The organism is Candidatus Amarolinea dominans, from assembly GCA_016719785.1.
GTDB classification, from domain to species: Bacteria; Chloroflexota; Anaerolineae; order SSC4; family Amarolineaceae; genus Amarolinea; species Amarolinea dominans.
On the sequence record JADJYJ010000001.1, the window covers coordinates 693,269 to 706,211 of the forward strand.

Sequence of the window (12,943 nt, forward strand, 5' to 3'; positions counted from 1 at the left end):
CACGATGTTCAAACTCTGGATGTGGCTGCTCTTGCTCCCGGTTCTTTTGTATGACGGGGGTCTGGTGCAAGACGGCGCCCCCACGGTCTGGCCGCAGGAGAACCTCATCCTGACAGCCCAGGTTGCCGGGGATGTCTCGAGCGTGGCGCTGGCCGGCTCCTATGCTGCAATCGGCCTGGGCCAGACGGTGACAGTGCTGGACATCGCTCACCCCACGATGCCCGTTCTGATCGGGCGGTCGTTGGCGCTCTCGGCCCCGGTGGTCGCGATGACGTTTGCGGCGGTGGCGCCCGCACACGTCAACCGACGCGATCAGCCGCCTGCCTTTCTCTACCTGGTGACCGGCGCGACTCTCTCCATCGTGGATTTCACCGATCCCCTCTCGCCCACACTGGCGAGTTCCCTGGCGCTTCCGGCCGCGGCCGAGGATGTGGCCGCGGCCGCGGTTCCCACTGCGACCGGTTCCTGGTCGGTCTATGTGTACGTGCCGGTGGGCGAGGCCGGTCTGCGCATCGTAGATGTCAGCGACCCAACCCAACCGCGGGAGACTGGCTTCTACGACACGCCGGGCCATGCCTGGCGCGTGGCCGCCGATCTGACCAGCGTACCGGGGCAGGTGTACGCCCATGTCACCGATGAACACCGTTATTACTACATCGTCAATGTCACTGATCCCGACCAGCCGCTGTTGACGGCCAGTTATAGTGGCTACATGGGGATGATGCAAAGCGGCGATGTCGCTTTGGCCGGCGGCTACGCCTATATTGGCGGCGATTCCGGGATGGACATCATGGATCTCAGCGATATCACCCAACCACGTCGCGTGGTGGGAGCTTCGATGGTATCCATCGGATTCATCTCCAGGCTGGCAGCGGCGGAGCGCCGCGTGTTCGTCCTTGCGGACAGCGGGATCGTGAATACTATCAACGTCGCCAATCCACAACGCCCGCTGGTCAGTTGGCGCTATTACGATACGCTGGGAGAGGCGGGTGAGGTGGCGCTTGCCATGCTGCCAGGGCAGGAGACCCCCCTGGCATTTGTTGCCTGCGGCAGCCGGGGCCTGCAGGTCATCAGCGGCGCCGATCCCACCGCCCCCATGCGCGTGGGCTGGTTCAACCTGCCGGGGCGTGCGTATGGGGTCAGCCTGGCGTCGCAGTCGGTGTGTGAGGCCGGTAGCTGCACCCCCCAGGTGTTGGCCTATGTGGCGGATCATGATGGCAGCATGCACATCGTGAATGTCAGCCAACCCGACCAGCCGGCGCAGATGGCGGCATACGACAGCACGGGTATGGCCTGGAACGTCACCCTGGACGAGCAGATCGCTTACGTGGCGGCGGGACCGAAAGGGATGCGCATCGTGGATGTGCAGGATCTCGGCCAACCGTGGGAACTGAGTTTCTTTCAACCCTACGATACCTTTATCCGGGATGTTGCGATTGCGGGGCGCTATGCCTATGCGGCCGATCGCATGCACGGCCGTCTGTACTCACTTGACATGAGCGATCCGGTTCATCCTGCGGAGATCGGCCTCTTCGACTCGCCGGGAGGAGCGTATGCGGTCACGGCGGTGGACAACCTGGTCTACCTGGCCGACGGGGCAGCGGGGCTGCGCATCGTGGACGTTTCCAAGCCCGACAGCCCGTTCGAGGTCGGCTCCTGGCAGTCGCCGGGGGTAGCGGTGGAGGTGGCCGTCAGCGGGACGCTGGCCTACGTGGCCGGCCGTGAGGAAGGGCTGCACATTGTGGATGTCTCCAACCCGGCGCAGCCGCAGCTCGTGGCAACCTACGACACGCCGGGCCTGGTGTGGGGCGTGGCCGTGGACGGCACATCGGTCTACCTGGCGGACGGGCCGGCCGGTGTGCGCCTGCTGGACGTGAGCGACCCGGCGCGGCCGCGGGAGACTGCAGCCTATGTCACCCCTGGCTACGCCTGGAATGTGGCGGTGGCGGGGGATCAGGTGTACGTCGCGGCGGAGAGCGGCGGCCTGGTCATCCTGCGCCACGTCGTGCTGCAACCCCTGTATCTGCCGCTCGTGCGGTAGTAGCCCACCGAATGAATTCGGTGTCTGATATGTGAAACCCGCTCAAGCGGGTTGCGCTGGTGGGAACTGGTCTTGTCAGGTCGCGGTGGTTGGGGTTGTGAATTCGTTCTCCACAAGTCTTACGAATTCAGCCGTCGCACCCAATACCAACCTGCTTTAGCAGGTTTTGGTGTATCAGACCGTGAATTCAGCCCACCGAATGAATTCGGTGTCTGATATGTGAAACCCGCTCAAGCGGGTTGCGCTGGTGGGAACTGGTCTTGTCAGGTCGCGGTGGTTGGGGTTGTGAATTCGTTCTCCACAAGTCTTACGAATTCAGCCGTCGCACCCAATACCAACCTGCTTTAGCAGGTTTTGGTGTATCAGACCGTGAATTCATTCACGGGGGTGTATCAGACCGTGAATTCATTCACGGGGGTGTATCAGACCGTGAATTCATTCACGGGGGTGTACCAGACCGTGAATTCATTCACGGGGCTCTCGGCTTGCCCGGCGATTCGTGCGGCAGCCAGCCTGCGCAAGGGGAGGAAGGAGTATCTTATGCTAACTCGGTTTTCTCAATTTGACAGGACGCGGCGCCTGCGCGGGCTGGCGCGACTCATCATCCTCAGCCTGCTGTTGACTGGTTTGCCGGCCGGCGCGGCGCCGCCAGCGCCTGGCGACGGCAGTCATTTCGTGCGCATCTCTGATTTTGCTGTCAGCGAGGTGACTGCCCTGGGCCTATCCCCCCAGGCCGCCATCAACTACGGCAGTTTTCGCTGGCTGCAGTTGAATGCGGCCGACCTCGCCCGCCTGCGCGCCAGCGGCCTGCCCTTCACTGTGGACGAAGATGCCGGTAAGGTACAGGTGCGTGATTTTGTCTTCGATCCGCTGGCCGTGGGTGAACCCAATCTGCCGGAGGCCATGCAGACCCTGGACACCGGCCCGGCCCTGCGCCTGGTGCAGTTCGCCGGCCCCATTCAGGACGCCTGGCTGGCGGACCTGGCAGCAGCCGGGCTGAAGCCGCTGCAGTACTACCCCTCCAACACCTACCTGGTCTGGGGCACGGCGACGCAGGCTGAGGCGGCTGCCACGCAACCCTTTGTGCGCTGGCAGGGCGCTTTTCATCCGGCCTACAAGCTCAACGCAGACCTGCACAACCGCCGCGGCCGCATCGAGAATGTGGACGTGATGTTCTACAACGACGGCCAGCCCGACCAGACCCTGGCGGCGCTGGCGAAGTTCGGCGCTCAGCTTGTGCAGGTTTTTCCCTCGCAGCCGGACCGGGCCTTCTTCGACGCCATCGTCACGTTGGACGCCGACGCACTGACTGCTGTCAGCCAACTCGGCGCAGTCCTGGCTGTGGCCTATGCCAGCCCGCAGCCGCAGGTGCAGGATGAAGCGGCCGATCAGATCCTGGCCGGCAACTACGCAGCCGGCCGGCCGTTTCCGGGCTATCGCGCCTGGCTGGCGGACCTGGGCTTCGATGGCCGCGGCGTCACCTGGGCCGTGATTGATACCGGGGTGGATTACGATCATCCCGACTTCAGCGGCCGCATCGTGGGGGGGGCCGATTTCCCCGGCGCCTGCAGCATCCCCGGCCAGCCGGGCAGCGACTGCGCGGGCGGCGGTCATGGCACGCACGTCGCCGGCAGCATCGCCAGCAGCGGCGCCGGGGGCTTTGGCAATGCACAGGGTTTTCTGTACGGCCTGGGCGTGGCGCCTGGCGCCAACATCTTCGCCATGAATCCTCTCTCGGGCAACGTCTGGCCGCCGGCCGGCGGCTGGCAGGAGATGAGCCGGCTCGCCATCCTGGGCGGGGCGGTCGGCGGCAGCAGCGCCTGGACCAGCGGCGAAGGGATCAATCATGGCTATCAAGCCACGGAGCGCATACACGATTTCATCGTCCTGGACGGCAACTTCGACACGCCGACCATCGCCGAGCCGTTCGTCGAGGTCTTTCCGTCCGGTAACAGCGGCTATCTCGCCAACACGCTGACCGCGCCCGCCGAGGCCAAGAACCTGATCGTTGCCGCCAGCAGCGTGAATCCCCTCTTCGGCTGGGGTGATGACATGAATGCCACTTCTGAGTTCAGCAGCCGTGGGCCGACCGTGGATGGCCGCTATGGGCCAACGCTGGCCGCGCCGGGCGAAAACATCGCCTCCACGCGCAACCACCTGGGCGGCGATTGCAGTACAGCCATCCTTGGGGCCAACAACCTCTACGCCTACTGTTCAGGCGCCAGCATGGCCGCCGGCCACACCTCCGGCGCGCTGGCGCTGCTGACACAGTGGTGGCGCAGTTTCAACGCCGGCGCCAATCCCAGTCCGGCGATGGCCACGGCGCTGTTGGTCAACGGCGCCGTGGACATGGGCAGCGGCGCCATCCCCAACGTTCTGCAAGGATGGGGGCGCATCAACCTGACCAACGTCATCAGCAGTGGCCTGGCCATGGTCTATCATGACCAGTCCACCGTGCTACGCGACACGGGCGAATTCTGGGAAGTCACGGTGGGCGTGCCAGACCCGACCCGGCCGCTCAAGGTGACGCTGGCCTGGAGCGACGCGCCGGGCGCGGTGGGCGCCAACCCCGCCCTGGTCAACGACCTGAACCTGACCGTGACCGATGACGCAGTCACCTACAAGGGTAACGTCTTCGACCACGGTTGGTCGGTCAGCGGCGGCGCGGCCGACGCCAGGAACAACCTGGAAAACGTCTATCTACGCACGCACGGCGAGACTGCCACCATCCGGGTGGAGGCTGCCAACCTGCCGGGCGACGCGGTGTTGTACAACGGGGATGCCACCGACCAGGGGTTTGCGCTGGTGTGCGCCAACTGCACCGTGCGGCCCGATTTCACCCTGGCAGGCTTCCCGACCCGCCAGTCGGTCTGCGCGCCGATCAGCGTCGCCTACACGCTGACCGTTGGCGCCATCCTGGGCTTCGACCAGCCGGTGAGCCTGAGCGCCAGCGGCGCGCCGGCCGGGGTCATGGTCGGGTTCAGCGGCAATCCCGTCACGCCGCCGGTCACCCCGACGCTGACGCTCTGCAACACGGCCGCGGCGCCGCCAGGCGCCTACTCGATCAACGTGGTGGGCATGGCGGTCAGCGCCACGCACACCACCACCGTGGGGTTGGATGTCTTCGACGCGGCGCCGGCCGCGCCGGGGCTGCTCGCGCCGGCCGACGGCGCACCGTTGCAGCCGCGCCGGCCAACCTTCACCTGGGATGCGGCCAGCCAGGCGCAAACCTACGCCATCGAGATTGCGTTCGATGCCAGTTTCAGCACGATCGTCGCTGCCGCCAGCGGCCTGACCAGCGCCAGTTTTACACCGGCCAGCGACCTGCTCACCAGCACACGCTACTACTGGCGCGTCCAAGCGTTCAATACGTGTGGGGCGGGCGCAACCTCGGCCGTGTTCAGCTTCACGACTCTGAACATCCCCGGCGCCTGCGGGCCAGGAACGGCGCCGGTTACGCAGGTCATGCACGACTTCGACGGACCGCATGCGGCCGACGGCTGGACCGCCGTCACGGTGAGCGGGCCAAACCAGTGGGGGTTGGCAACCAACCGCTGGCACAGCCCGCCGCAGTATTGGCACGCCGGTGCGCCGGCCGCTGTCAGCGAGGTGCATCTGATTTCGCCGCGGTTCAGCCTGCCCAGCGGGCAAGCGCCGCTGACGCTCCAGTTTTGGAACAGTCAGATATTCGAGGACGGCACGGCCGGCTGTTACGATGGCGCTCTGCTGGAAATCACCACCGATGATGGGGTGACCTGGGCGCAGGCGCCGAACGAAATGCTCTTGACCCAGCCCTACAACGGGGTCATTTCGTCCGATTTCGACAACCCGCTGGCCGGTCGCCTGGCCTGGTGCGGCGATCAGTGGGAATACCTGCACAACATCGTGGATCTGAACGCATTCGCCGGGCAAACGGTGCGCTTTCGTTTTCGCGTCGGCACTGATCGGACGGTCGGCCGGCCCAGCGGCGGCTGGGAGATAGACGACCTGGCCGTGCAATCGTGCCAGTCGCAGGTTCGATACTTCCCCCTGGCGCCGTAACGTCCCCCCCTCGCAGGGCTGCGGCCAGACGACGACCTCAGAGGGGATCCCCCTCGCAGGGCTGCGGCAAGATGACGAACTCAGAGGCACGCAACGTCGTCACAAGTCAACGCTGCGATGTCCATTGGCCCCTGCGAGGGTTGTTGGCCGAAGAATCGCCCAACCTTGCGCAGGCCCGCCGGGTAAGGAGCTTGCGCCGCGGCGGGCGTTGTCGGCTGGCCCGGCGATGTGTGCGGCAGCCAGCCTGCGCAGGGCTGCGGGCAAGAGACGTTATCAAGCCTTAATCCACAAATTACCAATCATTAACCGTCGCATAATGCCGAGTTAAATCAAGCCGGCTATCCTCAGCGTGCGGATCGAGATCTGCGTGCGCCTGCCTTTCGATAGGGCAAGGGCCGCGGCAGCCTTTTCACCGCATGACGTAAACCTGTTAAGGTCAACATCGAGGAGAAATTTCTATGCGTACGAGATTCGTTTATGCCCTCACTCTGCTGGCGCTGACGTTGAGCGCGTGCGGCGCGCCCGCAGCCACCCAGGCGCCCGCAGCCACCCAGGCGCCCGCAGCCACCCAGGCGCCCGCAGCCACTCAGCCGGCCGTAGCCACTCAGCCGGCCCAGCCGACCGCTGCGCCCATAGCCGAATTGAGCGGCGACATCGCCATTGATGGCTCTTCCACCGTCTACCCCATCACCGAAGCGATCGCGGAAGAGTTTGGCGCCGTGCATCCCAAAGTCAAGGTAGCCGTGGGCATCTCTGGCACCGGCGGCGGTTTCAAGAAGTTCTGCAACGGCGAGACCGACATCTCCAATGCGTCGCGCGCGATCAAGGATTCCGAAAAAGAAGTCTGCGCGCAGAGCAAGGTCGAGTATACGGAGTTTCTGGTTGGCCTGGACGGCTTGACCGTCGTGGTCAATCCCAAGAACACCTTTGCCCAGTGCCTGACCGTGGCTCAGTTGAAGGCCATTTGGGACACCGGCAGCGCGGTCAAGAATTGGAAGGACGTTGATCCCAGCTTCCCGGATCAGCCGCTGACCCTCTACGGCCCCGGCACCGATTCTGGCACCTTCGACTTCTTCACCGAGGTCATCAATGGCAAGGCCAAGCAATCGCGCGCGGACTACACCGCCAGCGAAGATGACAACGTCCTGGTGCAGGGAATCGAAGGCGACGCCAATGCGCTCGGCTACTTTGGCCTGGCCTACTACATCGAAAACAAGGACAAGCTGCGCGCCGTGCAGGTTGATGGCGGCAAGGGCTGCGTCGAGCCGAACTTCGACACCGTCAACCAGGGTGCCTATGCGCCGCTCTCACGGCCGCTTTACTTCTATGTCAAGAACAGCGCGCTGAGTCGCCCGGAGGTCTTTGAGTTTACCAAATTCTACATTGACAATGCGCAGTTGATCGTAGATGAGGTCGGTTACGTGGCTGTACCGCAGGCGCGTTACGATGAAGGCAAGGCGGCCCTGGCCAAGTTTGCCAAGTAAACGTTGACCAGGGCCTGTTTGCGAGGCTCAAGTACAACGTAATGACACCATGCCAGCCCGGCGCCGGGTTGGCATGGTGTTGTGTTCAGAGTGGCGCAGAATTTCAACTTGGCGTAAAATTATGCTCAATCACGAGCTTGTTCAACTGACTCGCCAGGGAGACTGGCAGCAAAACCATGGATCAACTACAGGCGAATAGGACCGCGCAGCACGAGCGCGCTGCCCCTGGCGCGCCCCTGGTGGGCAACCGCTGGCGCTCAATGCGCGAGCGGATCATCGGCAGCGTGCTTTTTCTGTGCGCTGCCGTTTCTATCTTGACCACGGCCGGCATCGTGGGCGTCCTGATTTTCGAGGCCCTTGAATTTCTACGCGCCGTGCCCTTACTCGATTTTCTGACCGGCACCGTATGGACGCCCCTTTTCAGCCCGCCCAGCTTTGGCGTTCTACCGCTCGTGGCCGGCACCGCCGTCGTCTCGCTGATTGCCATGCTCATTGCCCTGCCATTGGGGCTGTTGGCGGCCATCTTCTTGAGCGAGTATGCCAGCCCGCGCGTGCGCCGGGTGCTCAGACCGCTTCTGGAAATTCTGGCCGGCGTGCCCACGGTAGTATACGGCTATTTTGCCCTGACCTTCGTCACGCCCCTGCTGCGTCAGTTGTGGCCCGATATGCAGGTTTTCAACGCCTTGAGCGCCGGCATCGTCATGGGCATCATGATCATCCCCCTGGTCTCATCCCTCAGCGAAGATGCCATGACCGCTGTCCCGCGCGCGCTGCGTGAAGCGGCCTACGGCTTGGGCGCCACCAAGCTGGAGGTGACGCTGCGCACGGTCGTGCCCTCCGCCCTGTCTGGCATCACCGCGGCCTTCATTCTGGCGATTTCCCGCGCCATCGGTGAAACCATGATCGTCCTCATCGCCGCCGGGCAGAGCACCATCATGCAGCTCAATCCGCTCAAAGCGATGGAGACCATGACCGCATTCATCGCCCGCGTCAGCCTGGGCGACAATCCGCAGCAGAGCATCGAATTCAAGACCATTTTCGCCGTCGGCATGCTGCTCTTCATCATGACCTTCGCGCTCAACCTGATCAGTCAACGCATCCTGACCCGCTATCGCCAGGTCTATCAGTAGATTTGTACCGCAATTAGGGTAAAAGAAATAGATGGACATAGCATCCAACCCAAATCTTGAGTTTCGCCGGCGCCTGGCGCGACGCAAGCGCGCCGGGCGCATCTTCGCCGCCGTGACCTTTGCCGCCACCCTCATCGGCCTGATCGTGCTGGCCGTCCTGCTGTTGGATGTGCTCAACAAGAGCCGCGGCTGGCTCGATTGGCAATTCCTGACCAGCTTCCCCTCACGTTTTCCACAGAAGGCCGGCATTCTTTCCGCCTTTGCCGGCTCCCTCTGGCTTGTCGGACTGACCGCGATCTTCGCCTTCCCCATCGGCGTGGCCGCGGCCATCTACCTGGAGGAATACGCGCCGCAGAATTGGGTCACGAATTTGATCCAGATCAACATCGCCAACCTGGCCGGCGTGCCGTCCATCGTCTACGGTCTGCTGGGCCTGGGCATTTTTGTGCGCACCCTCATGCTGGGACGCAGCCTGCTGGCCGGCGCCTTGACGATGAGCCTGCTCATCCTGCCCACGATCATCATCGCCTCGCGTGAGGCGATGCGCGCGGTGCCGCCCTCGCTGCGCCACGCTTCACTGGCCCTGGGAGGCACGCGTTGGCAAACAGTCTGGCGCACCGTGCTCCCGATGGCCTCCTCTGGCATCCTGACCGGCACGATCCTGGCGCTCTCGCGCGCGGTGGGCGAAACCGCCCCGCTCATCACCATCGGCGCCTTGACCTACATTGCTTTCTTACCCGAAAATATCTTCAGTCAGTTCACCGTGCTGCCGATCCAGATCTTCAACTGGACCTCGCGGCCGCAGGCTGACTTTCGCAACCTGGCGGCCGCAGGCATCGTCATCCTCCTGGCTGTTCTGCTGACCGCCAACGCCATAGCCATCCTGCTGCGCGATCGCCTGCAGAAGCGTTTCTAGCGAGTAACTCAATGCAACGAGAATCAGTCATTTTATCGCCGCCAGCTACAGGCGCCGCCTTGTCCAGCCAGAGCGCCTTTAGCGTCGAAGGCCTGAACTTTTGGTATGGCGCCAGCCAGGCGCTCAAAGACGTCACCCTGGAGATTCCCGAACGCAAGATCACCGCGATCATTGGCCCCTCAGGCTGCGGTAAGAGCACTTTCTTGCGCTGTTTCAACCGCATGAACGAACTGATCCCCGCGACCCGCGTGGCGGGCAGAGTCTGGTTCCAGGGTCTTGATCTTTACGCGTCCATCGTTGACCCGGTGGAAGTGCGCAAGCGCATCGGCATGGTCTTCCAGAAACCCAATCCGTTCCCGCAGTCCATTTTCGATAACGTAGCCTACGGCCCGCGCGTCAACGGCTATCACGGAGATATGTCCGAGTTAGTTGAACGCTCCTTGCGCCAGGCTGCGCTGTGGGACGAGGTCAAGGACAAGCTGCGCGCCAGCGCGTATGCCCTGTCCGGCGGACAACAGCAGCGCCTGTGCATTGCCCGCGCCCTGGCCGTGGAACCTGAGGTCATCCTGATGGATGAGCCGTGTTCCGCGCTTGACCCTATCGCAACTCTGAAAATTGAGGAATTGATGGTAGAATTAGCTACACAGTACACCATCGTCATCGTGACGCACAACATGCAGCAGGCGGCGCGTGTCTCCGACATCACCGCGATGATGATGCTGGATGACAATCGCAAATCAGGCACGGTCATCGAGATTGGCCCAACCCGTGCTATTTTCACCTCCCCAAACGACAAGCGTACCGAGGATTACGTCACCGGACGTTTTGGTTGAGTCATGCAACTTTGCGGCGCCACCTGCCGGATGGCGCTTGCAGGCCGACAGGCAAGCAGGAGCAGATCGTGTCAATTCGTCAGCACTTTGAACGTGAGATCGGAAAACTGCAAGCAGATGTCCTTCTCTTGGGCAGCATGGTCGAGAAGGCCATTCTCGATTCCGTGGACATTCTGCAACGTCGCGACCTGGATGCCGCCCGACAATTGGTCGCGGACGACCGCCTGATCAACGAGAAACGCCTTGCCATCGAGGACAACTGCCTGGCGCTGATCGCCATGCAGCAACCGATGGCGAGCGACCTGCGCACGCTGGCGTCCATTCTGGAGATTGCCACCGAACTGGAGCGCATGGGCGACTACGGCAAGGGCATTGCCCGCATCACGTTGATGCTGGCCGACGAACCGCTGACCCATCCACTGCATGATATTGACCTGATGAGCCGCAAAGCGTGCGACATGCTGCGCCGCGCCCTTGACGCGTTCAACCGCCGCGATGTGCAGGCCGCACGCACCCTGCCGGCCGAAGACGATGAGGTGGACGCCCTCTACGTGCGCACGCAGAATCGCCTGATCAGCAGCATCGTGGCCGACCCGCGCACCATTGACCAGGCCATGCGCCTGCTGTGGGTGGCGCACAACCTGGAGCGCGCGGCCGACCGTGTGACCAACATCTGCGAGCGCACCGTGTTCACGATCACCGGCCGCATGATCGAACTGGACGTTCTGGATTCCGCCCAAAGCTCCCCCGGCTAAACATCACTGTGGCGCAATCCGCCGGATTGCGCAATGACCGGATTGTCAACGAGGTGATGCCATGTCCGATAGCCCAGCCTCTGCCCTGGCCCAGGAAGTGGAGCTCAAGTTTCGCATTCCTGGCGAAGATGAGTTCAATCATTTACTCGCGCTCACACGCCTGGACGATTTCACCCTGCACGACAAGGGCGTGAAACGCGGCGAGGATGTCTATTTCGATACGGCCGAGCGCAACTTTCTGCACGCCGGCTTTGCCTGTCGCCTGCGCCCACGCGCAGATGGCGCCTGGCTGGTGACGCTGAAAGGTCTCCATGCCGGCGGGGACCAGGCGCAGGGCCTGCATCAGCGCAGCGAGGTTGAAGTCAGCCTGACCAGCCCCGGCCCGCCCGAAACCTGGCCGGATGGCCCGGCGCGCACCCTGGCCCAATCCCTCGCTGCGGGCGATGCGCTGGAAGAGTTGATCCGCATTCAGCAGACGCGCCACGTGCGCCAGGTCGCGTTGGCCGGCCGCGTGGTGGCGGAGATGAGCCTGGATGCGGTGTTGTTCAACGCGGCCGATGAACCGCTGTGGCTGGCGGAGATCGAGTTGAGCCAGGACGGCAGCCAGGCGGAATTGCAGATGTGCGGCGCGGCGCTGCAAGCAGCCTTTCCCGCATTGCAGCCGGAACCGCGTTCCAAACTGTTCATTGCCCTGGCGCTGGCCGGCGCCGCCGAGACAGAACTGGCCCTGGCCGCGGGCGAAGAGGTCGGCGTTCCCGATACGGCCAGCGCGGACAAGGGCGGTCGGGCGCCGGGCGTGCGCAGCGATGACCGCATGAGTGAGGCGGGGCGCAAGACTCTCCGTTTTCATTTTCGGCGCATGCTGCGCCAGGAAAAGGGCGCGGCCAAGGGCGAGGACATCGAGGCCCTGCACGATATGCGGGTGGCGACCCGCCGCATGCGCGCCGCGCTGAAGATCTTCGAACCTTATTTCGATGAGGATGCCCTGCGCCCGTTTGCGCGCAATCTGCGCCGCACCGGGCGCGCCCTGGGCCAGGTGCGCGATCTGGATGTGCTGCTGGATAAACTACAGCGCTACACCGCCAGTTTGCCTGAGGCGGAGCGCGCCGGGCTGGAACGACTGCGCCTGGCCTGGGAGGCGCAGCGCGCCGCGGCGCGCCGCGCCATGCTGGCCTTCCTGGAGAGCAACCGCTATCGCCAGTTCAAGCGCGATTTCGAGGCGTTCCTGACCACGGCGGACGCGGGCGCGCGACCGCTCGTTCGCAACCAGCCGCAGCGTGTGCTGGTCTGCCATGTGGCGGCCAGCACGGTCTGGCTCGATTTCGAGTCTATCCGCGCGTATGAGTGGGTGCTCGATCGGCCGTCGCTGGAGATGCTGCACCAGTTGCGTATCGAGATCAAGGGCTTGCGCTATCTGCTGGAGTACCTGCGCGAGGTGTTGGGCCACGAGGTCGCGCCGGTGATTGCAGAACTGGTGCAAACGCAGGATTTGCTGGGCGATCTGCATGACGCCGATGTAGCCGTACACCTGCTCAGCGATTTCCTGACCCAGCAGACCGGTCTGCCGGAGGCGCGCGCGGTCAAACAGCCCGAGATGACCGGGGTGGTTGCCTATCTGACGAGTCAGGAGGCGCAGGTGCGCAAACTACGACGCCGCGTGCCCGCGGCCTGGAAGCGGCTCAATGCGCCCAGGCTGCGGCGCCAACTGGCGCTGGCGGCTGCAAATCTGTGAGCAAGGGGATT

At 63.6% G+C, this 12,943-nt stretch carries 8 protein-coding genes; all 8 read left to right on the forward strand.

Features of this window, described 5'->3' with window-relative positions:
- Positions 1 to 4 precede the first annotated feature (4 nt).
- The 8 genes from IPM84_03315 (at position 5) to IPM84_03350 (ending at position 12,932) form a co-directional block, all read left to right on the forward strand.
- A complete protein-coding gene (locus tag IPM84_03315) occupies positions 5 to 2,041 on the forward strand; it encodes a hypothetical protein (GenBank protein ID MBK9091801.1) in 2,037 nt (678 codons plus the stop codon).
- Between the two features lie 540 nt (positions 2,042 to 2,581).
- Positions 2,582 to 6,082: a S8 family serine peptidase gene (locus IPM84_03320; protein MBK9091802.1), complete on the forward strand. Its 3,501-nt coding sequence runs from the start codon at positions 2,582 to 2,584 to the stop codon at positions 6,080 to 6,082.
- Positions 6,083 to 6,540: 458 nt separating this feature from the next.
- Positions 6,541 to 7,566 carry a PstS family phosphate ABC transporter substrate-binding protein gene (locus IPM84_03325; protein MBK9091803.1) on the forward strand — a complete coding sequence of 342 codons (1,026 nt, stop codon included), beginning with the start codon at positions 6,541 to 6,543 and terminating at the stop codon, positions 7,564 to 7,566.
- Between the two features lie 176 nt (positions 7,567 to 7,742).
- A complete protein-coding gene (gene pstC / locus IPM84_03330) occupies positions 7,743 to 8,696 on the forward strand; it encodes a phosphate ABC transporter permease subunit PstC (GenBank protein ID MBK9091804.1) in 954 nt (317 codons plus the stop codon).
- Positions 8,697 to 8,727: 31 nt separating this feature from the next.
- Positions 8,728 to 9,612 (forward strand): phosphate ABC transporter permease PstA, encoded by an 885-nt coding sequence (gene pstA, locus IPM84_03335; GenBank protein ID MBK9091805.1) that lies wholly within the window; start codon positions 8,728 to 8,730, stop codon positions 9,610 to 9,612.
- An 11-nt stretch (positions 9,613 to 9,623) separates the two neighbouring features.
- Positions 9,624 to 10,445 (forward strand): phosphate ABC transporter ATP-binding protein, encoded by an 822-nt coding sequence (gene pstB / locus IPM84_03340; GenBank protein ID MBK9091806.1) that lies wholly within the window; start codon positions 9,624 to 9,626, stop codon positions 10,443 to 10,445.
- Between the two features lie 74 nt (positions 10,446 to 10,519).
- Positions 10,520 to 11,200, forward strand: coding sequence for a phosphate signaling complex protein PhoU (gene phoU, locus IPM84_03345; protein ID MBK9091807.1), 681 nt, complete (start codon positions 10,520 to 10,522; stop codon positions 11,198 to 11,200).
- 61 nt (positions 11,201 to 11,261) lie between these two features.
- A complete protein-coding gene (locus IPM84_03350) occupies positions 11,262 to 12,932 on the forward strand; it encodes a CHAD domain-containing protein (protein MBK9091808.1) in 1,671 nt (556 codons plus the stop codon).
- The last annotated feature ends 11 nt before the right edge of the window (positions 12,933 to 12,943 follow it).

What these genes read in the sequence shown, in the direction of transcription:
- pstA (MBK9091805.1), top strand. Translation starts at nt 8,728, where the DNA reads ATGGACATAGCATCCAACCCAAATCTTGAGTTTCGCCGGCGCCTGGCG.
- IPM84_03320 (MBK9091802.1), top strand. Translation starts at nt 2,582, where the DNA reads ATGCTAACTCGGTTTTCTCAATTTGACAGGACGCGGCGCCTGCGCGGG.
- pstC (MBK9091804.1), top strand. Translation starts at nt 7,743, where the DNA reads ATGGATCAACTACAGGCGAATAGGACCGCGCAGCACGAGCGCGCTGCC.
- pstB (MBK9091806.1), top strand. Translation starts at nt 9,624, where the DNA reads ATGCAACGAGAATCAGTCATTTTATCGCCGCCAGCTACAGGCGCCGCC.
- IPM84_03325 (MBK9091803.1), top strand. Translation starts at nt 6,541, where the DNA reads ATGCGTACGAGATTCGTTTATGCCCTCACTCTGCTGGCGCTGACGTTG.
- IPM84_03315 (MBK9091801.1), top strand. Translation starts at nt 5, where the DNA reads ATGTTCAAACTCTGGATGTGGCTGCTCTTGCTCCCGGTTCTTTTGTAT.
- IPM84_03350 (MBK9091808.1), top strand. Translation starts at nt 11,262, where the DNA reads ATGTCCGATAGCCCAGCCTCTGCCCTGGCCCAGGAAGTGGAGCTCAAG.